Raw genomic sequence first — 21,222 nt, forward strand, 5'->3', positions numbered from 1 at the left:
CCGTGTCCCGTCCTCTCGGCGGCGCGGCCGCCGGTGTCGCCCTGGTCCTGCTGGCCGTGCTCGCCGGCACCGTGGCGCAGCGCGCCACCGACCCGCCCTCGACCGTCGCGGCGGCGGACGTCGCCGCGACGGGGCACACCACGACCGTGGCGGTGACCGCGAAGGACATGCGGTACCACCCGGACACGATCACCGTGCCGCCCGGCGACCGGCTGATCATCGAACTGACCAACGGCGACGAACGGCGGCACGACCTGGTCCTGGCCAACGGCGCCCGCACCGGCACGGTGGAGCGGCATGCCACCGCCCGCCTGGACGCCGGTGTCATCGGCGCGACGGTGGAGGGCTGGTGCTCGCTGCCCGCGCACCGGCAGGCAGGAATGACCCTGACGATCGTCACCGGCACCGGCACCGGCACGCACATGGCGGCCGGGGAACACGGCACCGAACCCGCCCGGGACGCCACCGCGCCGACCACGCCGGCGGAGCGCGTGCACCGCGTCGACCTGCACGTCAAGGAGGTGCGGGTCGAGGTGGCCCCGGGGGTGCGGCAGCTGGTGTGGACCTACGGCGGCACGGTTCCCGGCCCGGTGCTGCGCGGCCGCGTAGGCGACGTCTTCGAGGTGACGCTGACCAACGACGGCACCATGGATCACGGTGTCGACTTCCACGCCGGGGCACTCGCCCCGGACCAGCCGATGCGCCCCATCGACCCGGGCGAGTCGCTCACCTACCGGTTCACCGCCACGAAGGCCGGCATCTGGATGTACCACTGCTCGACGATGCCGATGCTGCACCACATCGGGAACGGCATGTACGGCGCGGTGATCATCGACCCGCCGGATCTGGCCAAGGTCGACCACGAGTACGTGCTGGTCCAGTCGGAGCTGTACGCCGGCCCGGACGGCGAGGTCGGCGACCTGGCGAAGATGCAGGCCGAGCAGCCGGACGCGGTGATGTTCAACGGCTACCCCGACCGGTACGCGCACCGCCCGCTCACCGCGACGGCCGGCGACCGGGTGCGGATCTGGGTGCTGGACGCGGGCCCGAACCGGTCGTCGTCGTTCCACGTGGTCGGCGCCCAGTTCGACACGGTCTACCTGGAGGGCCGCCGGGTGCTCGGGCCGGACGATCCGGGCGGCGCCCAGGTGCTGCAACTCGGCCCGGCCTCCGGTGGCTATGTGGAGGCGGTCCTGCCGGAGGCCGGCCACTACCCGTTCGTGAGCCACGCGATGGTCGATGCCGAACGCGGCGCCCGTGGCGTGATCGAGGTGGGCCCGGCGTCATAGCGCGCGAAGCAGCCGCCCGATGTAGGGACGCAGGAACTCGCTGTTGAACGGGGTGGTGACCTGGACGACGTTGCGCCCGTTCGCGGTGATCGCCCGCACGTCCACACCACTCATCAGGTACGGCCGGGACACCACGTTGCGGATCAGGGACTGCGGCACCGGGCGCAGGTGGTAGAACTCCCCGGTCGAGGTCATCAGGATGTCGCCCTCGGCGATCGACTCCTCGGTCCGCCGCGCGGCGCTGATCTGCTGCCTACGGGCCTCGAGGCTGGGATCGTACTTCGACAGCTTCTTGCCCGCGGCCCTGCGTGCGGCGTCGTCCACGGTGAGCGCCTCCAGCCGGGTGGCCGCCTGTTTCGACTCCAGGCTGGTCACGATGCCCGCTTCGCCGATCCGGTCCACGCTCGCGGGTTCGCGGACCGCGAGGAGCCCGCCGTCACGGAACCTCAGCGGCCGGCTCTCCCGGCCGGCTTTCACGATCCACGAGTCGCCGAAGAACTCGACCGGGCGCATCCCCAGATCCCCGATCAGCCCACTGGCGTGCCCGATGGTCTGGCGGTAGCCCGGATGGGCGATCGCCAGCAACTCGCTGACCTGCCCGAGCGCCATGTCGAACGTACGGCCGCCGCCGCCCTCGATCGCGGTCGCGAGGCGGATCCAGGCGGCATCACCGAGCGGCCCGGCCCGGAAGAGCCTCGTGAGGCGGGCATGCATCACCGCATCGGCCTCCAGGCTCGCCGCCCGGACCAGCCAGGTGAAGGTGGAACTGCTCACCGCCGGGATCTCGGTCGCGGCGCCCCGGAGAACGGAACTGACCAGGCTTGCGCCGGGTGTCGCCGCGCGGCGTACGATCGCTTCAAGATCTTTTTGGGTACGGGCGATGCTCGCGAGCACCTCCTCACTGCGCAGCGCGGGAATCCTCCGCACGTCGGCGGCGAGCCTGGCCAGGACGGCGCGGTGTTCACCGGCCCGGTCCGCGATCAGGGGCAGGCTGCCCATGAACAGCTCGTTCTCGACCCGCATGTGCTCCAGCGCCCGGGTCAGCGCCCCGGCGTTCATGGCGCGCAGTCCTCGCCCCCAGGCGCTGACCCGGGCCAGCCGCTCGGTCCGGGCACCGCCGGCCAAGGCCATGACGGCGAGCTCGTCGAGACCGGTCACTTGGCCGCCAACAGGGCGAGTTCGAGAATGAGGAGGCCGACGTCGAAGGCGGCCGCACCGTACGCCATCGCCAGATCGCCGTAGCCGGGCTCCGCCTCGATCAGCCGCAGCGCCGGGTCGAGAGTGGCCGCCCAGGAGGTCCGGCCCATCTCGAAGAAGACCGTCTCCCGGTAGGCCTCGACGGTCGAGTGGCCCACCGCCGACAACTGGGCCCACAGTCCGGCCCTCCTGGCGATCAGCGAGGCGAGCCCACCGGCCGTGTTCAGCTCGTTCCAGTGCTCCATGTACCGGGTGGGCAGGCCGCGGGCGCGCATCACCTCGGTGGCCGCCGCCCACGGCAGGGTCCCGTCGCCGAACCCCGCTTCGGTCAGGGCCGCGAAGACGGCGGCCGGATGATCGAAGGCGTCCCGCGGGGTGCGCTTCTCCGGATTGCCGCGCAGCCGATGGGCCGTCTCGTGTACGAGGCCGCGCTCACCGGTCTTCACGTCCGGCCGTGACTCGCCGAGGTGCTGGAGCGACTGCGGGACCGGCGCGATCTCACTCTCCACCTTGGCGGCCGCCTCGACCACCGTGGTCACCGCCTCGGCGCACGCCCGGGCGACGGCCGGCCCGTCCCGCCCGGCCAGCGCGGGCAGGTCGAGGCCGCGGGCCAGCGGGAACACCGTGATCACCCCGGCTTCGACGACCACCACGAGCTGGGCGGCGGCGGCGACCGCGTCGGCGGCGAACCGGATCTCCTCGCCGATGCGGGCGGCCGCGCTGCCCAGGCCGGCGCCGGACAGCTCATCGGTCAGTTGACGGATGCCGGGGACGAGACGTTTCGCGATGCCGGTGGTGACGGGCAGGAGCCACGCCTCGGTGAGCGTCATCGCGAGGCTTCGCGCGGCGGCCGCCGCCGCGTCGGCGATCTTCGCGTGGTGGCTTCGCCGGACGTCGGCGGCCCAGGACCGGACCCTGCCGAGGTCGGCCAGCAGGGTCACGAGCGTGCGGAATTCGGGCGCTTCCGGGTCGGGCCGCCACGGTCGCTGCCGCAGTTGCTCGGCGAGTGTGGCCGGGGTGAGGCCGATCCGCTGCTTTTCGTCGGCGAACCGGGCGTACGGTCCGCGCGGATCGAGGCGGGCCATCTCGGCGGCCACCGTGGCGATCGTGGCGTCGAGGCGGTACAGCACCTCGCGCCGGGCCAGTTCCTCGGCGACCACCAGCGGGCGGCCGATCCGGAGGCTCTGCTGTTCGGCGGCCCGCAGGAGTCCCCGGACGGCGGCGGTGATCTCGTCCCAGCGGGAGTTGTCGAGATCGGTGGACGGGCCCCAGTGCGGTCCAAGCGCCCGGTCGAGGGCATTGCCGCGAGCCAGCTTGATCATCTCGTCGACGCGGGCCCAGCCCTCGGTGCGGTACCAGATGTCCACCAGCTCGCCGAGCCGGGCCGGGTCGAGCGGCAGGCGGATCGGCGGCAGCCGCCGGTCCGGTCGCCGCAGCTCGACATGGGTGCGGCTGCCGCGCCACGACTCGTCACCGCTCAGGACCACGGGCGGCAGCGCCGGGGTGTCCAGGGCGTCGACCGGGGCAGGAGCAGCGACCGAGCCCGGGGCGATCCGGGCGTACACGGCCGGGGCCAGGTCGTCCGGCAGGTCGGCCGCCGACGTCTCGGCGAACAGGTCGGTCACGTCTTGCCAAGCTCGGCGCGCAGCCGTTCGGCCTCCAGTTCGGCCTGCTCGGCCATCGCGGTCAGCCGCCGCAGCTCGATCGCCCGGGTGAGCTCGATGTACTCCTCGCAGCCGGTGCACCGGCCGAGCCGGCTCTCGATCGACATGCCGGGCGTCGGCAGCAGGACCGTGGAGGTGGCGGGTTCGGTGTTGCGGACGTCGCCCAGCATGTTCAGCAGGAACGCCTCCAGCCCGGGATAGTTCGACGTGTTCAGCGGCACGGCCAGCTGGTCGCCGTGCGCGCTCACCACCCGCGGCTCGAACATGCCGGCCCGCAGCACGTTGCTGGACCCGATGATCAGCCGTTCCAGCTGTTCGCTCGGCGGCAGTGCCTGGAACAGCGCGAACCGGTAGTAGGACCAGTGTTCGCGCAGGTGGCTCATCAGCGCGTCGGCGCGTTCCCGGTGCCGGGCGATCTCCTCGAGGGGGAACTTCATCTCCAGTACGTCCTCGGCGGCCTGCTGCCCCTGCCGCTGGTCGGCGTCGTCGGCGGCCTTGTCCCCGGCCGCGGTGGCCGGCGGCGCCGCGTCGTACGCCTGCCACTTCTCCATCACCCGCTGGACCCGTCCCGGAACGCCCATGTCCTCCGGGGTGTACATGTTCTCCTCCCGGCAGCGGCCGCTCCACCAGGCCCAGTCCCATTCGTCCTTCATGTGGCCGGCGCGGATGGCGGCGCTGAGCGCGTACGTCTCCTTCTCCTTGTCGGACAGCTCCCCGAGCGACGCCAGGGTGGGGCTGCCCTGCGGCATCGGCAGGACGCCGGCCAGCTGGCGGGCGTAGTCGACGGTCAGGTCCTCGTCCTTGCGGTCCTTGAGCGCCATCAGCTCGGCCGCGAAGCTGCTGAACTTCGCCTCCACCAGACGCCGGAACAGCCAGCGGCGGGCGTTGCGGCGTGAGCCGTCGGACACGTTCTCGTGCAGGGCGATCGCGTCCAGAGCGGCATGCGCGTCCACGCGCGCACCGAACTGGAGAGCGGCGGTCCGCAGGTCGCGGATCGCGCTGATCAGATCGCTCTGCTCCTTGGAGACGACAACCGGGTCGGGCTTCGGCTTCTTGACGCCGGTCTGCGCCACCTTGGCCGCGGCGGCGCGGCGGGCCGCCTGCTCGGTGACCGCGATGGCGTACGCCTCCAGATAGCGGATCGCCTCGAACCCGGCTCGCAGACTGCCTTCGAGGAGGGCGTCGCTGAGTGCCGTCTCGTTGCGGCGCACCACCGCCTCGGTCAGTTCGGTGCTGATCGGGTTCGGCACGAAGGCGCACAGTCGCGAGTCCTCCGGCAGGAACGTGGTCTCGATGGCGTAGTGCGCCAGCACCTCGTAGTAGTCGAGGTTGAGGGTGTGGCACAGGTTCGGGTTCCGGATCTTGCGGGTGATCCGCTGCTCGGAGCCCCACTCCACGGTCTCGCTGATCTTGGTGACGCGCTGGGACCGTACCTTCGTGGAGGCTTTCACGACGGTCTCGTGCACCCGGTTCTGGGTGGTCTTGCCGATCTCGCCGATCGTGCTCTTGTTCGACACCGACGCGTCCGCGCCGAGCGTGATCTCGCCCGCCACCGGCCGGTAGGTGGCCCGCAGCGACCCGCTGACCTGCCACTGGAAGTCGCGCTGCCGGTTCACCTCGGAGTAGACGTCGCTGGTGTCCTTCGTGGAGTCGGTGCCCTCGAACGTCTGCTCGGTGCCGGTCTCGCTGGACTGTTCCAGGGTCTTGCGGTGCCGTTCCCAGGTGTACAGCTCGATGGTCGCCTCCTCCTGCGGGGCGAGCGACAGCGAGTGCAGCAGCCGGCCGCGGCTGAGGCCTTTCAGTGTCCAGACCTGACGCCATGCCAGGAAGAGCGCCACGTCCAGTTTGGGGATCGGCGGGGTGCCCTGCTTCCGGGCGGTCTGCTCGGCGACCGGCTGAAAGACCGGCATCGCGAGCTTTCCGAGCGGCACCGTCGCCGGCGCGAGCTTCGACGGTGGTTCCGCCACGTAGACCGGAGTCGAGGGTACGGGCGCCGGCGCGCTCTTGGTGACCTCCGGCTCCGGTACGAAGACCGGCGGCTCGTAGTCGTCGAGGTCCTTCTTCAGGTCCTTCAAGGCTTACCCACCCGCAGGGTGAGCACCCGCCCGCTGGCCAGCATCAGCTGCGCGGTCCCGTCGGCGCGCAGCAACTGGACCACCTGGGCGGTGAGCGGCACCCGGTACGGCAGGCCGCCCGCGCCGGGGACGACCGGGTTGGCGAGGAAGGCGGCCAGGTCGGGGACGGTCACCTGGTCGTCCCGGGGGGCGACGGCGAACCCCACGTCCAGCCGTTCCTGCTGGCGCAGCCGGACCAGCCGGGTCCGCTCCCCGGCCGTGCCGCGCACCACCACGGTTCGGCCGGCGAGCAGCGCGGCCACCTCGGCGGGTTCCAGCGCGAGCCGGATCCGCAGCCCGTCGACGTCCAGTTCGGGCAGGGCGAGCAGGCCGTCGAGGGCGTCGGCGGCGATGAGCGGCGCGTCGATCACCTTCGGCAGCAGGCGCAGCCAGACCCGGGAACTGCGCCCGTCGCGGACCCGCCGGGCCCGCAGCAGCTGTGGCTCGCCGTCGCGGATCGCGGTGATCTGGCCACCGTGCAGGGTCAGGAAGTACTGGGTGCCCTCGCCGGTGAGCAGGCCGGACCGGATCAACTCGTCGACATCGTCGACAACGATCTGATCCGGTACGCCGATGGCCTGGAACGCCTCGGTGCCGTCACCACTGACGGCCCGGCTCAACGGCACCCCGCCGGCCAGGTCCACGGTCCGGGTCGGTGCGCCGGTCTCCTCACGGATGCGCAGGCTGGCCTGGAGCACCGCGTCGTCCTGGGTGACGACCAGCGGATGGGTGACACCGCTCTCGTCGGTGGCGTACAGCTCGACGAACTGGCCGAAGTCGAACCACTCGACCACCTCGCCGACCGGCAGGGGGCGGTTGCTGTCGGTGGCGAACAGCTCCGGGTCGATCGGCGAGTCGGGGTAGCCCATCAGCCGAACCGCAGCCGGACCAGGGATTCCGGGACCTTTATCCGTACGCTGAATCGCTCGTAGATCCGGAAACGCCTGGTCTCCGAACTGTCCACGAAGGTGAACGCGGTGGCGCCGTGCACCGCGATGGCCAGGTCGACCGTCCCGCCGAGCGACACCATCACGCCCTCACGGTCGTTCAGGGTCCCGGCGGCGTGGAAGCCGGCCGTCATGAGTGGCCGGATCCGGTCGGCCGGGGCGATCAGCGTCGACTTGAGCGACCGGTGCGCGTCGGCGAACTGTGGTCCGGCCAGCAGCAACGCGTACGGGCCGTTCAGGCTCCTGCCTTGGAGGAACGCGTACGCGTCGGCGACCGCCGAGAACAGGTTCTCGCCGTAGATGCCGGGCGCCTTGTCGTCGATCGGCGGCACCGGCACCACGTGCTGCTCATCCGCCACCGAGACGAGGCCGGGGTTGTTGCCGTCGCCCTGGAGCACGGCCAGGTCGATCTGCCGGGCCAGCCGGTTCGCGGCCCGGGTGGCCAGCGCGACCCCGGTGCCGATCCACTGCTCGTCGTAATACTGTTCCTTGCTCAGCACGAAGACCTGGGACTTCTCCAGCAGCGGCAGCACCCGGCCCTGGTCCACGGACAGCTCGCCGCTGGTGGCGTCCTCGTCGATCCGGTTCGCCGGCACGGTCCGCGCGCTCGGCGTCAGCGACGGCACCCGTGGCAGGAACTGGGCGACCACCGACGCCCGGTCGATCTCGTCGACCGTCGCCCGGTCGATCCGCTCCCAGATGTCCGGGCCCCATTCGGGCAGCTTCTCCCGGCCCAGGTTCAGGCCGTCCGGCACGATCGGCGGCGGCAGGTCCGGCGGGCGCGGCGGTTGCGGTGGCTCGACGGGCAGGCCGAGCGGGTCGGTGCGGCGCATGCGGTCATGCTGCTCGGCCCGGCGGGGACACGGTATTCGCAGAAGTGAGTAGCCGCCGGCTGTCCCCGATCGGACAGCGACCGCCCTGGCGTGCCCCCGGATCCGGCCACCATGCTGCTGAAATGCGTCTCTTGGCGAGTCGTGACTACGAGAGCATCCTCGATCTCGCCGGCCGGCTGGTGGGCGACCTACCGGCCCGGCGCAGCTGGGAACTGGTCTGCGAGACCCTGATGGCGGCCCTGTCCGCGCCACGGGCCGCGGTCTTCGACGACGAGGCGCAGGCCCGCAGCGTGTTCGGCGGCCTGAAACAGCTGGCCATTCCGGTCGGCGGTCCCGCGGTGGTGGTGGCCCGGGGCGGCAGCGACTTCTCCGGCCGGGAGCGGGCGTACGCGGCCCGGCTGCGCCCGGTTCTGGTCGCTCTGCACCACCGGCAGCCCGCCCCCGGCCGCCCGGATCACGCCGCGGCGGCCGGGGTGACCCCGCGCGAGCTGGCCGTGCTGCGGCTGCTGGCGCAGGGGTGGACCGCCGTGGCGATCGGCCGCCGCCTGGCGATCCACCCGTGCACCGTCTCGAAACATCAGCAGAACCTGTACCGCAAGCTCGGCACCAATGACCGCCTGACGACGGTGCTGCACGCCCAGATGCTGGGCCTGCTGGACCGCTAGCCGCAGAGCAGCCGGGCGGCCGCCCAGTCGCCGTGGTCGGCGCCGACACCGTCGCCGCCGTCGGTGATCCGCAGTTCGAGGCGGCTGCCGCCGGTCACGTCCGCGGCGACCGGCTGGGCCGAGGCGGTTCCGGTCAACCGGCCGGAGGATGTCTTGAGGACACCGTCCACCCACACCTCGAACGTCACCGACCCGGACGAGCCCATTTCGTCGTCCACGCCGACGTCGGCGCGGAGGGTGGTGCAGCCGCGGCCGGTCAGGTCGACCGCCACCCGGGACACCGCGTGCCCGCCGAGTCCCTTGTCGTAGACGACACCGCCGATGGTGAGCGGGCGGCCGTCGCCGGCGATCTGTTCGGCGTTGCTGCGGTCGCGTTCCACCGGGCCCCAGCCGTTGACCTGCTCGAGGAACGGCAGATCGCTCACCCACAGCGATCCGGACGGCAGCGGGGTACGGACGACGGCGGTGGCCCGTACCGTGCTGCGGAACCCGTCCGGGGTCGCCGATGTGACCGTCGCGGTGAGCCGGTGCTGTCCCCAGTCGGCGCCGGCCGGGACGGTCACGTCGAAGCCGCCGTCGACCGGTGTGACCTGCCAGCCGTCCGGGGCGTCCAGTGTGGTGACGACATCCTCCGGCGCGCCGGCGCAGCGTGGGGTTACGGTCACCCCGATCCGCTCGGGCACCCCGGCCTCGGCCGTCCCGTCGGTCTGCACACCGACGTCCGGCGGGCAGGGTGCGGCGGCCCGCGAATCCGGCAGCCCACCGGTCGACAGTGGCCGTAGCACCAGCTCGTAGTCGTAGGCGGCGCCGGGCGCCAACCGGTACGGGGCGAGCACCGAGTTCGGCGTCTCCCCCATGCCGGTCTCCCCGGTGGCGGCGTGCAGGGTCACCCAGCCGGCGTTGCGCACGAACGGCAGCTGATGGTCGTACTCGGCCCGGTCCAGGTCTTCGTAGCGGCTCACGCTGACGTCCAGCGATTCGCCGACCGGGCTGCCGACCAGGATCCCCGTCCTCCGGCCGTCGCTGAGCGCCGCCCAGCGGGTGCCGGTGTGGTTGCCGTTGGCCTGCGGTCGTGAATAGGCCGTGAACTGGTCGTTCACACTGCTGCTCCACACGCCGACGGTCGCGGCGCTCTGCCGGTCGTTGTAGGTCTCGTGCGGCCCGGTGCCGTACCAGGTGAACTCGTCCATCGACGCCGGGACCTTGACCTGCACACCGACCCGCGGCAGGTAGGGCAGCGATCCGGCCCGGCTGCCCCGGGCCTGCACAGCGTGGGCCAGGGTGAGGACACCGTTCGCGTCGATCCGGTAGGTCAGGGTCTGCCCGATCGCGAACGCGTCGGCCAGGCCGGGGGCCGCCGCCGTGGCCCGGACGGTGATCACCGCTTCGCCGCCGTCGACCTTCGCCGACACGTCGTCGACGGTGGTCTTCAACCGGTCGAGGCCGACATCGTGCCAGATGTTGCGGTCGGCGGTGCCCCAGCCGTACGTCTCGTTGCTGGTCGGCGGCCGGTAGACGTCCAGTTCCGGCCCGGCGGTGAGCAACTCCCGGCCGTCGGCGGCCATCGACGTGAGAATCCCGTCGGCGAACCGGTAACGCCAGTCGTCACCCCGTACCTCGATGGTCCTGTCGTGGTGGCGGAGAGCCGGCGCCGGACCGCTCGCCGGACCCGGCAGGATGCCCGGAACCACCCGCCCGCCGGCGGCGAACTGCTCGTGCGCGAAGACCCACCCCTTGCGCGCCCACGGCAGGTCGTCGACCGTCACCGCCTCCAGGTCGAGCCAGCGCTCCCGGTCGTTCGGGTTGGCGGGCGCCGCGCCCAGGTCCAGCTCGGCCGTCTCACCGGCCGGAAGATCCAGCGACCGTACGCCGCCGCGCAGTTTCCGGCCGACCTCACGGTGTGACCAGTTCAGCCGCAACCGCAGGGTTCCGGCCGTCTGCTCGTTGTGCACCCGGACGATCCCGGCGGCCGCGTCGACCGCGGTGAACCGGATCGGCGAGTGCGCCCACGCCACCTCCTCGGTCTCCGGCTGCAACCGGCGGTCGGAGGTGACCATGCCGTCGGTGCCGGACAGGCTGATCCCGAGGCTGAGGAAGTCGCCGCGCCGCTCGAACCGGTCGAGGTCGAGCGCCAGGATCGCGTCGTCCTTCGGGTCGGCCGCCAGTTGCCCGGCGGTGAGGGCGGTGCCGTAGACGCGGACGTCGTCGACCAGGCCACGGCCCGTGCGGACGCGAAGGTCGTCCTGCTGGGTCTCGGCGTTGCGGCCCACGTTGACCTCGTACAGGCCGGGGTCGATCGTGCCGGTGCGGACCGTCTCCGCGGTCTGCACACCGTCGATGAACAGGCGCAGTGCGGATCCGTCGTAGGTTCCGGTCACCCGGTGCCACTGGTCGTACCAGTCGGCGGGAACGTCGGCGGCCACCGAGATGTAGTCACCGAGGTCCACCCCGAATTCGAGGGTGTCCTGGTCGCGCATCTGGAGCGCGTAGGCCCGGCCCTTCGTGACGATCGGGAAGCTGCCCGCCCACTGCCCCGGCTTCACCCAGGCGTCCAGGGTGACCTGCGCGGTGAGGTCGAACCGCCGGTCGCGGAACACATTGACGAAGTCGTCGAGACTGGACAGGTTGATCGCCTTTCCGCGGTGCCCGTCGATCGGGACGGGCTTGCCGACCAGGAACGCCTGGATCCGGTTGCCCGACGAGTCCGGGGTGGTGATCAGCGGCTGGCGCAGGTTCTGGTCGGCCCAGTCCCACACGAAACCGCCCTGCATCGACGGCTGCCTGCGTGCGATCGCCCAGAACTCGTCGAAGTTGCCCATGCTGTTGCCCATGGCGTGCGCGTACTCGCCCATGATGATCGGCTTGGTGCCGGTGCGGGCCTTGTTCTCCAGCGACGCCGGGGTGGGATAGCGCGGCCCGGACACGTCGGCGAACGGGGCGTCGCCGTCCGGGTTGTTCGACTGGTGGTAGAGCGGCCGGGTCGGCTCGTTATCGTCCGCCCACTGCGCCATCGCGTGGTGGGCGGTACCGAGACCCGCCTCGTTGCCGGTGTCCCACAGCAGCACGCTCGGATGGTTGCGGTCGCGGGCCACCATCGCCCGGAACCGGTCGGCGAACGCGTCCTGCCACTCCGGTTTCGAGGCGAGACAGGTGCTGGGGCAGTTCTCCCGGGAGTGGGTCTCGATGTCCACCTCGTCGTCGATCCACAGGCCGTACCTGTCGGCCAGGTCGTAGAGGTACGGGTCGGACGGGTAGTGGGCGGTCCGTACCGCGTTGACGTGCAGCCTCTTCATGAGGAAGACATCGTCGCGCTGTGCTTCCCGGCTCATGTGGCGGCCGGTGTCCGGGTCGGTCTCGGCCCGGTTCACGCCTTTGACCAGAATGCGTTTCCCGTTGACGAGCAGCTGCCTGTCGCGGATCTCGATCTCGCGGAAGCCGACCGGTTGTGCGCTCATGTGCGCCGCGTGGCCGTCCGGGGCGATCAGTTCCAGGCCGAGCGTGTAGAGGTTGGGATCCTCGGCGGTCCACTTCGCCGGATCGGTGACCGGGGTACTCAGCGTGACTGCGGCCTGCTCGACGTTTCCATCAACAACCGCGACGGTACGCCCGGCGGCGTCCCGCAGCGTGCCGCGCACCGAGTAGCCGTCGCTCGCCCCGGCCACGTCCACCCGGGCGGTCAGTGTCGCGTCACGATATTCGTTGTCGAGATCGGTGGTGAGGTACGCGTCGCGCAGCCGCACCTGTTCGGTCCGGTACAGCCACACGTCGCGGAAGATGCCGCTGTACCGCCACTGGTCGAAATCCTCCAGGTAGGAGCCGGAACCCCAGCGGTGCACCTGGACCGCGATCGTGTTACGCCCCGGCCGCAGGAACCCGGTCACGTCGAACTCGGCCGGGGTGTAGCCGCCCTGGTCGTAGCCGACGTAGCGGCCGTTCACCCAGACGAGGTATCCGCTGGTCACACCCTCGAAGCGGAGGAACTCGCGGCCGCCGTCCCAGTTCTGCGGCACGTCGAACGTCCGCACGTACGCGCCGGTCGGGTTGACGTCCTTCGGTACGAACGGCGGGTTGTCCGGCCAGACCTCCTCCGGGATGTTGCGGAACATCGGATGGTCGATGAAGTCGGACTGCCAGGTGTGCGGCACCGACACCCGTTTCCAGTCCGACACGTCGTAGCCGTCGGCGGCGAACCCGGACGGCACGTCGTCGGGACGGTCGAACAGCCGCATCCGCCAGCCGCCGTTCAGGCTGGTCACCCACGGTGACTTCGCGTCCTTCCTGGCGGTCGCGGTCGCGAAGGGGCGCAGGTCGGCGTGCGGCGCCTCCTGGCCCTCGCCGGTCATCCGCGGATCCTCCAGGTAGCGGTACACATCCGCGGCGGTCTGCGGTCCGTCGGCGGCGAGCGCCGGGCTTGCCTGAAGGGTCACGCCCATGATCAGCACCAGGATCAAAGTCAAGATCTTCTTCACGGTACGGCCTTCGCGTTCACTTCCACCTCACTGACAGTGATGTACCCGGAAGGGCGAGCGGTCATCACGATCCGGGCCGCGGTGACCGGACCGGCGGAGGTGACGGGGATGTCGACGACCGGACTGCCCTCGGTCGGCACCGGGATGTCGGCGCTCGCGTCGCTCCAGACGCCGTCCGCGCCGAGCAGTTGCACCCGCAGGCTCGCCGGGAAACTGAGGTTGGCCCCGTCCCGGTAGAAGTAGGTGACGACGCGGGTCGGATCGCGTTCGGCGGGCAGTGTCACGGTGATCGTGTCGGACGGGTTCTTGGTGCCGGACCGCCAGTTCGACCAGGCCTTCTCGGAACGGTCGCCGTTTCGCAGACCGGCCGCCGAGTAACCGCTCTCGGTGTAGGTGGCCGACACCGTCACCCCGTCGTCGAGAGCGGCGTTGACCTCGATCGGCTCGACCACGGTGACGGTCGCGGTGGCCGGCAGGGTGGTCCCGTCGGCGACCGTGGCCGTGCCGGTCACCGGGAACTCGCCGAGCCGGTCCAGGACCGGAACCTCCCAGGTGACGGGCAGCTCGGCGCGCCCGCCGTGCCGTCCGGCGCCGGTGACCGTCGCCGGCAGCGCCGGGCGCCCACCCGGGTAGGTGGTGGCCTTCGCCGGCAGCGTCCTGACGAAGGTGTCGACGGTGACGACGGCGGTGGCCCGGTGGGTTCCGCCGAGCGGATCGGTCGCGGTCCCGGTCACGGTCACCTTGCCGGGCCGCCGCCAACGCCGCTCGTCCGGCATGTTCCACACCACCGGCAGACTGCCGCGAGCACCGTCGCGGTAAACCGGCGTGACGCGCTCCGGCAGCGTGGGCACCAGTCGCGGTACGGTGTGCGCCGCCACCGTCCGCGTCCGCAGCACCGTCTCGTCGACGATCGCCCACCGCTGGTTGGCTCCCGAACTGGGGGTATAGGTGCCCACCGGGCTGCCGTCCGCGGTCGCCTGCCCGGTCACGTCAAGAAGGCGCCCGCTCCCGACGTTGACCAGCGTCCACGTCCCGTCCCCGGTACTGGACAGAATCCACTGCGCCGCCTCATCCACCGCGGCGGCTCCACCTCCACCCGCGGCCGCCGGAGCAGCTCCGCCCTTCCCCACGGCCACCGCGGTGGCTGCGCTCGCGCCTACATCGGCGGCGCTCCCGGCTTCGGCGGGCTTCTGCCCGGTGGTGGGTGGCGGCTCCAGGACCAGGATGCTGTCTCGGACGGCGAGCCGTGCTCCCGAGGCGGCCACGCTCACGGCGTACCTCTCCCGGTTGGTGTTGCCGGAGGTCAGCTTCGTGATGGACCACAACTGGGCCGGATCCCCGGCGGCGGTGGTGCGAACCACCGCTCCCGTCCCGCCGGTGTTCGGGATGAGCGACCGCCCGCTCGCGACACCCTGCACTCGGTAGACATGACCGGACTGAATCAATGCGGCGTCACGGTCCACCCCGCGAACACCGTCGACCAGGAACGTCGTGACCGACTGCGCCGGCACCGTCAACGTGGCCAGATCACCGCGGACTCGGACCGGACTGCCCTTGATCAACGCGCCGGAAGCACTGGTGACGACCGGCGTGACGGACGCACCGGACCGCACGGACCGAAACGCGGACAGATCAATGTTGACGGTCCTATCGACTGCACTTGAGTTGACATGCACGAGCGTCAAGTCATCACGAGACGGCTTGAGAGCAGCGACAGTTGACGTGTCGTCAACCTTGACGAAGCGATCACCAGGACGGATGTGCCGAGTGAAGTTCCGGATCGTGTCGAACTTGGAGTTCGTCTTGATCGGGCAGGTCTCCAGCGTCGCGTCAGCCGTGCAATTGAACGGGATGTGGATGCTCCCCCAGTTGCCGTTGCCGGCCTGCTGCGGGACAGCGTCCTCGATCGGCTGCCAGAACACCCAGGCGGACGGCTCCAGCTCACGGATGTCGTCGACCATGCGGGTCGCGATCCCGAGCCCGGGCAGCATCCCGGTGTAGTCGGTCGTTCCGGGCCCCCAGTTCCCCTCGACCTCACTCATCCAGAGCCTCTTGCCGGCCGCCTTCGCCACGTCACGCACGCTGGTCCGCGACCCGGTCCCGTACGTGTGCACGTTGAGCTGCGAAACCGCGTCCCGGGCCTCGGCACGGTACGCGTTCCAGTTCGTCATGAAGATGCCGGGATTGGTCTCGTCCATGGCGGACACCGTCATCCCGGCCCGTGAAGCCTTGTCCCGTAGAGCGAGGATCACCGCCTGCTGCAGAGCGGGCCCGGCGTGCGCCCCCTCCTGACGCCCACCGGTCGGCTGCCCGTCAGCGCCGAGCGTCGTACCCCAGTAGTTGGTGTTGGGTTCGTTGAGCGGATCGATGGTGGCGAAGTCGATGCCGTGCGCGTCCCCGATATGTGAAGCCACGGTGGTCAGGTAGGTGGCGAACTCGTCGACCCGGTCCGCCCGGATCTGATCCGCGCTGGAGTCGAATCCGCCGGAGACGTAGCCGCTGACGGTCTGGAAGTACGGCGGCGAGTTGCTGAACGCCTCCCAGATCGTCACGTCGTCCTTGATCTGGTCGATCCACCAGCGCTGGTTGGCGTCGGCGGCCAGATCCCAATGCGACGGATCGTCCGGGTTCCACCATTCCCGGTCGGCGACGGTGGTGCCGGCCGGCGCCTTCCAGAAGCCCGGCATGGTGGCGCCGTTCTTCATGTAGTTCGTGCGCACGCCCGGCGCGTTGCCGCCGCCGATGTTGTAGCGGGCGATGTTGAGGTCGAGCCCGTCCGGGCCGAACAGCATGTCGGCGAGTTTCCGGCGGATCGGCTCGGGATAGCCACCGGTGGCGTTGGCGAACCAGACCAGGCTGGTGCCCCAGCCCTCGAACTCCTGCTGCTGGTAGCCGGGGTCGATGCGGATGGTCCTCGTCTCGGTGACCTTCTCCGCCCTGGCCGCCGCCGGCAGAGGCAGGACGGCGAGCAGGGCGGCAAAGATCCCGGCGAGCGACCGCCGAAAAGCGAGCGACATGACGGTTCCCCATCCGCTGCGGCGACATGGCGATCACAACGGCAACACGTTCGACCAGAAGCGAACACGTTCCGTCGAATCGAGACGTTACAACAGGGATCTCCGACATGGAACAGCGTCAATGAATACGTTTACCGGTCGATCCGCACGGCCTTCGGGTGGTCGATCAGGAACGACGCCACCCGGTCCCCGGCGACGGCAGCGAAGAACCCCTTCACCCCGGGCAGGAACTTCTCACCCCGGTAGACGCCGCCCTCGAACAGCGCCGTGCCGGGCAGGTCGATCGACGTCATGCCCCGGACGTCCAGCTTGCGTGCCACGTTCAGCCAGTCGGCGAGCCGGACGCCACCGCCCACGACGGTCAGCGAGTCGCCGGCGGACCGGACGATCGCGGTGACGTCCCGTTGCATCACCCGCTTGGCCATCGCCTTCAGGAACTGCCGCTGGTGCCGCGTCCGGTCGTAGTCGCTGCGCGGCAGGCCGTAGCGCTGGCGCACGTAGTCGAGCGCCTCCCAGCCCTGGAACCGCATCGGGGTGGCGCTGAGCTGATAGGTCTTCTGCGGGCCGACGTACGGGCGCAGGCACGTGGCCGAGCACACGGCGGTCCGGTCCCGTGGGCTGCCGTCCGGCTTGAGGTGCTCCGACTTGACCACCTGGTCGACGGGCACCCGCACGCCGCCCATCGCGTCGACCACCTTCTTGAAGCCGCCGAAGTTCACGATCGCGGCGGCGTCGAACGAGCGGATCCCGGTGACCTTGCCGACCGTCCGGGCCAGCAGGTAGACGCCCTGCCGCGGGCTGTACGTCCCGTCCGGCCGCCGGCTGCCCAGCGTCATGGCGGCGTTGATCTTCGTCCGCTCGGCGGCGCTGCCGGACGCCTTGAACGCCGGGATCCGTACCACCAGGTCCCGCGGCAGCGAGAAGAGGTAGACATCCTTCCATCCCGACGGCACGTGCGCCACGACGATCGTGTCGGCCAGCGGCCTGATGTGCGAGCCGCGCGGGTCGATGCCGACGAGCAGGAAGTTCAGGGGCCGACGGTCATCGGCCGGCCGTACGGCTGCCGGCGAGCCGGCGCCCGGGATGCCCTCCTTGCGCGGCCCGCCGGCCGCGACCGCCGCCCCGGCCGGGATCAGCAGAAGGGCTCCCACGGCGATACTGAGCCTGGCCCACAACGGAGCCCGGCGACCTTCGGACCTGGCCATTTAATGCTATACCTCCCGATTTCAGCCAACTCGCGCATGATCACACGGTTGGTGAGAGCGGGGAGGCGTTATGCCGTCCTAGTCAGTCGGTCGCGGTTCGCGATCGGCGAGAACCCGATGCGGTACGCCGGACGCGCTCCCGAGATCAGCGGTAGCGGCGGCCGCGGTAACGCCGTGCCCGCTGCGTCCGGCGCCGCGTCACGAGGAGCACGACGAATCCCACCGCCGCGGCCGGGAACGCCACCAGCAGGACCGGCGAGATCCCCCAGCCGGTGGCCGCGGGAGTCGTCGGTGGCGCGGCCGCGGCCGTCCCCTTCGTACCGGAAGCTCCGGAAGGTTTGGTCTGTTTCTGTCGTGACGGGCTCGCCGAGGGCGGCGTGGCCGCCAGATCGTCCCCGATCACCGACATGATCCACGGGCGCAGGGCGTCGACCCGGGTGGCGGTGTCCGGTCCGGTGTGCGGGCAGTCGGGCCCGCGGCTGACCACCGCGATCAGGACGGCGCCGGCCTGCTCCTCGGTGAAGTACGGCCCGCCGGAGTCCCGCTCGCAGGGGCTGGTGTTCGACCTCGGCGCGATCCCGGACAACCCCATCTCGGTGGCCGCCACCGACGTGACCTCGAACCGGCCGGTCCGCATCCGGTCGGGGGTCTTCGACGCGTTCGGGCTGGTGAACCCGTACCCGACGAGCCGCGCCTCCTGCCCGGAGGTGGGCTTGCGCTTACCGAGCCGCAGCGGGGTGATGCCGGTGATGGCCCGGTCCAGCCGGATGAGCGCGACGTCCGACTTCCCGTGCTGCTCGACCTGGACGACGTTGGCGGTGAACCCGGCCTTCCCGGTCAGATCGGCCCGGCCCACGGTGGCGATGGTCCTCTCCGCCACGGTCCGCGACACCCGCCGCCCGTTCTCGTCCCGGAAACAGTGCGCCGCCGTGATCACCCAGCGGGGCGAGACCAGCCCGCCGGAGCAGGAGCTGTCCCGGGTGCCGCCGTCAGCCGTGGGGATCCCGAGCGCACTGATCTTGACGGCGAACGGGTACCGCCCGTCGGGCACGCTGTCCCCGTTGGCGATGGCATGGGCGGGCCCACCGAACACCCCCAGCACCATCGAGAGCGCGGCCAGGCCGGTGAGAAATCTCCATAACGGTTTCAACGGGTGTGCACAGTACGCCACCGCCGCAACCCTCCCCAGCCGGCCGAGTCTCCTCACTCAGGACGAGTCCCGAGCCCGCTCAGGTTGCACGAAGCCCGCCACCCTTCTCTACGGTGGCCGCGCCGGAACCGTTCAAGCGGCGGCGCCGCGGAGAACGGCGTCGACGAGGGTCTCGGCGAACCTCTCCTCCGGGATCGCGAGGTTGAAGTGGAAGATCGACTGCATCATGCCGGGTGCCGACAGCATGATCTGGGTCAGCTCGACGTCGAGGTCGGGCCGTAGCTCGCCGGTCTCGATGCCGCGCCGCAGCACCTGGCGGGTCACCTCGCGGCGGGGCTCGATGAAGTCCCGGTACATCCGGCTCAGCTCGTCGTCGCGGATCAGCTCCGGCATCAGGCAGGCGGTCACCTTGCTGTGCCGCTGAGCGCGCGCTGTGCGGTTCGCCTGGACCAGCGCGATCAGGTCCTCCCGGACCGAGCGGCCGGCCAGCTCGGGCAGCGGGCCCTTCATGGCCCGGACCGCGTCGATGAGCAGCGCCTCCTTGTTGGGCCAGCGCCGGTAGATGGTGGCCTTGCCGACGCCGGCCCGCGCGGCGACCGCCTCGATGGAGACGGCCGCGGCGCTCTGGCCCTCGCCGAGCAGCGCCAGCACCGCATCGAGGATGGTCTCGTCGGCCTGGGCGCTGCGGGGCCGGCCAGGAGCCTTACGCTCCTGGCCGGCCGCGGTGCTGCTGTTCATGGCGTTCATTGTCACTGACCGGTTTACGCGTCGGCCAACTGCAGGTCATGCACCTCGGCGGGAGTGGCCGCGGGGCGCCGGCCGGGCAGCCAGAGCACCGCCACCAGGACGCCGAGCAGGGCGAACACGGTCGAACCGACGGCCGCGTAGTGCATCGCCGTGACGAAGGCGCTGTCGGCGCCGGCCAGCAGCGCGGGCGCGGCCGGTCCGGCCTGCCCGGCCACCGCGTAGGCGCCGGCGATCGACTCGTGGGCCATGTCGGCGGCGGCGTCCGGCAGACCGGCCGGGGTGGTCAGGTGATCGCGGTAGACCGAGGAGACGACCGCGCCGAGGACCGCCACGCCGAGCGCGCCGCCGAGCTGGCGAATCGTGTTGCTGACCGCCGAGCCGACTCCGGCCTTCTCCCGGGGCAGTGCCGACATGATCGCCTCGGTGGCCGGCGGCATGACGTTGGCCATGCCCACGCCCTGGACGAAGAACGCCAGCGCGACCAGCGCGATCGGGGTGTCCACGCCGATGAACAGCCACAGGCTGAGAGCGGCCGAGACCAGCAGCAGGCCGACGGTGCTGACCGCCTTCGGGCCGAACCGCTTGACCAGCGAGGAGCTGGCCGGCGCGAAGATCATCTGGCCGAGCGCGAACGGCACGAACAGCGCGCCCGAGGCGAGCGGACCGTACCCGCGGACCATCTGGAGGTAGAAGGCGCCGAAGAACATCGAGCCCATCGCCGCGAAGAAGACCAGGCCGATGATGCCGGTCGACGCGGAGAACTGCCGGTTGGCGAAGAGGCGCACGTCCAGCGACGGGAAGGTGATCCGGCGCTCGTAGAGCACGAATCCGGCCAGCACGAGCAGGCCGGCGGTGAGGGTGGACCAGGCCGCCGTCTCGCCGAAGCCGTCCTCGCCGCCCTTGATCACGCCGTAGGTGAGCAGGGTGAGGCCGACGATCGACAGGATCACGCCGAACACGTCGATGCGGCCCGGCTTCGGGTCACGTGACTCCGGCACGAGCACGGCCACCAGGACCAGGCCGATCACCACGATGGGCACGTTGATCAGGAAGACCGAACCCCACCAGAAGTGTTCGAGCAGCAGGCCGCCGAGGACCGGGCCGATCGCGACGGCCAGGCCGACGGCTCCGGCCCAGACGCCGATGGCCCGCGGGCGCTCCAGCGGGTCGAAGACGTTGGCGATGATCGACAGGGTGGCCGGCATGACGGCCGCGGCGCCGAGGCCCATCACGGCGCGGGCCGCGATCAGCTGGTCGGGTGAGCTCGCGTACGCCGAGATGAGCGACGCGAGGCCGAAGATCACCAGGCCGGCGACCAGGCTGAGCCGGCGGCCGAGCCGGTCGGCCAGGATGCCGGCGGTGAAGAGGAGCCCGGCGAACACCAGGGTGTACGAGTTGATCGCCCATTCGAGTTCGCTCTGCGTGGCGCCGAGGCCCTTGTCCGGGTCGGCGATGGTGCGCATCGCGACGTTGAGCACCGTGTTGTCGAGCACGACCACCAGCAGGCTGATGACGAGCACACCGAGGATCGCCCATCGGCGGGGATGCCCGGTCTGGGGTTGAGCTTTGGTCATGTGCTTGGCCCCCGAGTTTTTCGAAACGGAACCGTTCCGTTTTCAAACGCCACGCTAGTCCCGCCCCCCGCAAAACGGAACGGTCTCGTATCGAAAGTGTCGCCGGTCACCCCGCGAACCCGGCAACCGGACGGTGACCCACGCGCACCGGCCCGGCAATCACCCCCACCCACCCCAGGCCGAAGTCAACGGTGAGCCCGCAACACACTTCCCCGGAAGGACCGATCTTGCGCCAGCTTCTCCGCCGCATCGCCGTGACCGCCCTCATCGCCCCGGTCGCCGCCGGCACCGTCATGATCGCGTCCCCCGCCGAAGCCGCCCCCACGAAGCCCAGCACGGTCGCCCTGCAGA

13 protein-coding genes are annotated in these 21,222 nt (G+C 70.9%); 2 read left to right on the forward strand and 11 right to left on the reverse strand.

From position 1 onward, the window contains the following. Positions 1–2: 2 nt before the first annotated feature. On the forward strand, positions 3–1,289 hold the full coding sequence (locus KZ829_RS40995) for a multicopper oxidase domain-containing protein (protein WP_220149230.1): 1,287 nt from the start codon (positions 3–5) through the stop codon (positions 1,287–1,289). On the opposite strand, the gene KZ829_RS41000 is transcribed toward KZ829_RS40995, so the two are convergent. The 5 genes from KZ829_RS41000 to KZ829_RS41020 are packed head-to-tail and all read right to left on the reverse strand — an operon-like array spanning position 1,284 to position 8,044. Continuing rightward, positions 1,284–2,447: a hypothetical protein gene (locus tag KZ829_RS41000; protein ID WP_220149231.1), complete on the reverse strand. Its 1,164-nt coding sequence runs from the start codon at positions 2,445–2,447 to the stop codon at positions 1,284–1,286. The genes KZ829_RS40995 and KZ829_RS41000 overlap by 6 nt on opposite strands. Continuing rightward, entirely contained in the window at positions 2,444–4,111 is a 1,668-nt protein-coding gene (locus KZ829_RS41005) for a hypothetical protein (RefSeq protein ID WP_220149232.1), read from the reverse strand. Before KZ829_RS41005 ends, KZ829_RS41000 begins: the two co-directional genes overlap by 4 nt. Continuing rightward, positions 4,108–6,225: a hypothetical protein gene (locus KZ829_RS41010; RefSeq protein WP_220149233.1), complete on the reverse strand. Its 2,118-nt coding sequence runs from the start codon at positions 6,223–6,225 to the stop codon at positions 4,108–4,110. The genes KZ829_RS41005 and KZ829_RS41010 overlap by 4 nt, the downstream gene beginning before the upstream one ends. Beyond that, complete coding sequence (locus KZ829_RS41015) at positions 6,222–7,133, reverse strand: hypothetical protein (protein WP_220149234.1); 912 nt, start codon at positions 7,131–7,133, stop codon at positions 6,222–6,224. Before KZ829_RS41015 ends, KZ829_RS41010 begins: the two co-directional genes overlap by 4 nt. Further along, positions 7,133–8,044 carry an encapsulin gene (locus KZ829_RS41020; protein ID WP_220149235.1) on the reverse strand — a complete coding sequence of 304 codons (912 nt, stop codon included), beginning with the start codon at positions 8,042–8,044 and terminating at the stop codon, positions 7,133–7,135. The genes KZ829_RS41015 and KZ829_RS41020 overlap by 1 nt, the downstream gene beginning before the upstream one ends. A 122-nt stretch (positions 8,045–8,166) precedes the next feature. On the opposite strand from KZ829_RS41020, the gene KZ829_RS41025 reads away from it, so the two are divergent. Next, entirely contained in the window at positions 8,167–8,709 is a 543-nt protein-coding gene (locus KZ829_RS41025; RefSeq protein ID WP_220149236.1) for a response regulator transcription factor, read from the forward strand. Here the strand turns inward: KZ829_RS41025 and KZ829_RS41030 are convergent. From KZ829_RS41030 to KZ829_RS41055, 6 genes are all read right to left on the reverse strand, one after another. Beyond that, positions 8,706–13,178 (reverse strand): glycoside hydrolase family 2 TIM barrel-domain containing protein, encoded by a 4,473-nt coding sequence (locus KZ829_RS41030; RefSeq protein ID WP_308285875.1) that lies wholly within the window; start codon positions 13,176–13,178, stop codon positions 8,706–8,708. The genes KZ829_RS41025 and KZ829_RS41030 overlap by 4 nt on opposite strands. Next, a complete protein-coding gene (locus KZ829_RS41035; protein WP_220149237.1) occupies positions 13,175–16,195 on the reverse strand; it encodes an RICIN domain-containing protein in 3,021 nt (1,006 codons plus the stop codon). The genes KZ829_RS41030 and KZ829_RS41035 overlap by 4 nt, the downstream gene beginning before the upstream one ends. A 131-nt stretch (positions 16,196–16,326) precedes the next feature. Next, the gene (locus KZ829_RS41040; RefSeq protein WP_308285876.1) at positions 16,327–17,346 is read right to left on the reverse strand and encodes an LCP family protein; all 1,020 of its coding nucleotides are present in this window, start codon (positions 17,344–17,346) and stop codon (positions 16,327–16,329) included. Positions 17,347–17,545: 199 nt separating this feature from the next. Next, the gene (locus KZ829_RS41045) at positions 17,546–18,550 is read right to left on the reverse strand and encodes a S1 family peptidase (RefSeq protein ID WP_220149239.1); all 1,005 of its coding nucleotides are present in this window, start codon (positions 18,548–18,550) and stop codon (positions 17,546–17,548) included. Between the two features lie 132 nt (positions 18,551–18,682). Next, a complete protein-coding gene (locus tag KZ829_RS41050) occupies positions 18,683–19,288 on the reverse strand; it encodes a TetR/AcrR family transcriptional regulator (protein WP_308285877.1) in 606 nt (201 codons plus the stop codon). 23 nt (positions 19,289–19,311) lie between these two features. After that, entirely contained in the window at positions 19,312–20,871 is a 1,560-nt protein-coding gene (locus tag KZ829_RS41055; RefSeq protein ID WP_220149240.1) for an MFS transporter, read from the reverse strand. Positions 20,872–21,222 lie beyond the last annotated feature (351 nt).

Source organism: Actinoplanes hulinensis, assembly GCF_019429605.1.
GTDB lineage: Bacteria > Actinomycetota > Actinomycetes > Mycobacteriales > Micromonosporaceae > Actinoplanes > Actinoplanes campanulatus.

What these genes read in the sequence shown, in the direction of transcription:
- KZ829_RS41050 (WP_308285877.1), bottom strand. Translation starts at nt 19,288, where the DNA reads ATGAACAGCAGCACCGCGGCCGGCCAGGAGCGTAAGGCTCCTGGCCGG.
- KZ829_RS41035 (WP_220149237.1), bottom strand. Translation starts at nt 16,195, where the DNA reads ATGTCGCTCGCTTTTCGGCGGTCGCTCGCCGGGATCTTTGCCGCCCTG.
- KZ829_RS41015 (WP_220149234.1), bottom strand. Translation starts at nt 7,133, where the DNA reads ATGGGCTACCCCGACTCGCCGATCGACCCGGAGCTGTTCGCCACCGAC.
- KZ829_RS41025 (WP_220149236.1), top strand. Translation starts at nt 8,167, where the DNA reads ATGCGTCTCTTGGCGAGTCGTGACTACGAGAGCATCCTCGATCTCGCC.
- KZ829_RS41055 (WP_220149240.1), bottom strand. Translation starts at nt 20,871, where the DNA reads ATGACCAAAGCTCAACCCCAGACCGGGCATCCCCGCCGATGGGCGATC.
- KZ829_RS41020 (WP_220149235.1), bottom strand. Translation starts at nt 8,044, where the DNA reads ATGCGCCGCACCGACCCGCTCGGCCTGCCCGTCGAGCCACCGCAACCG.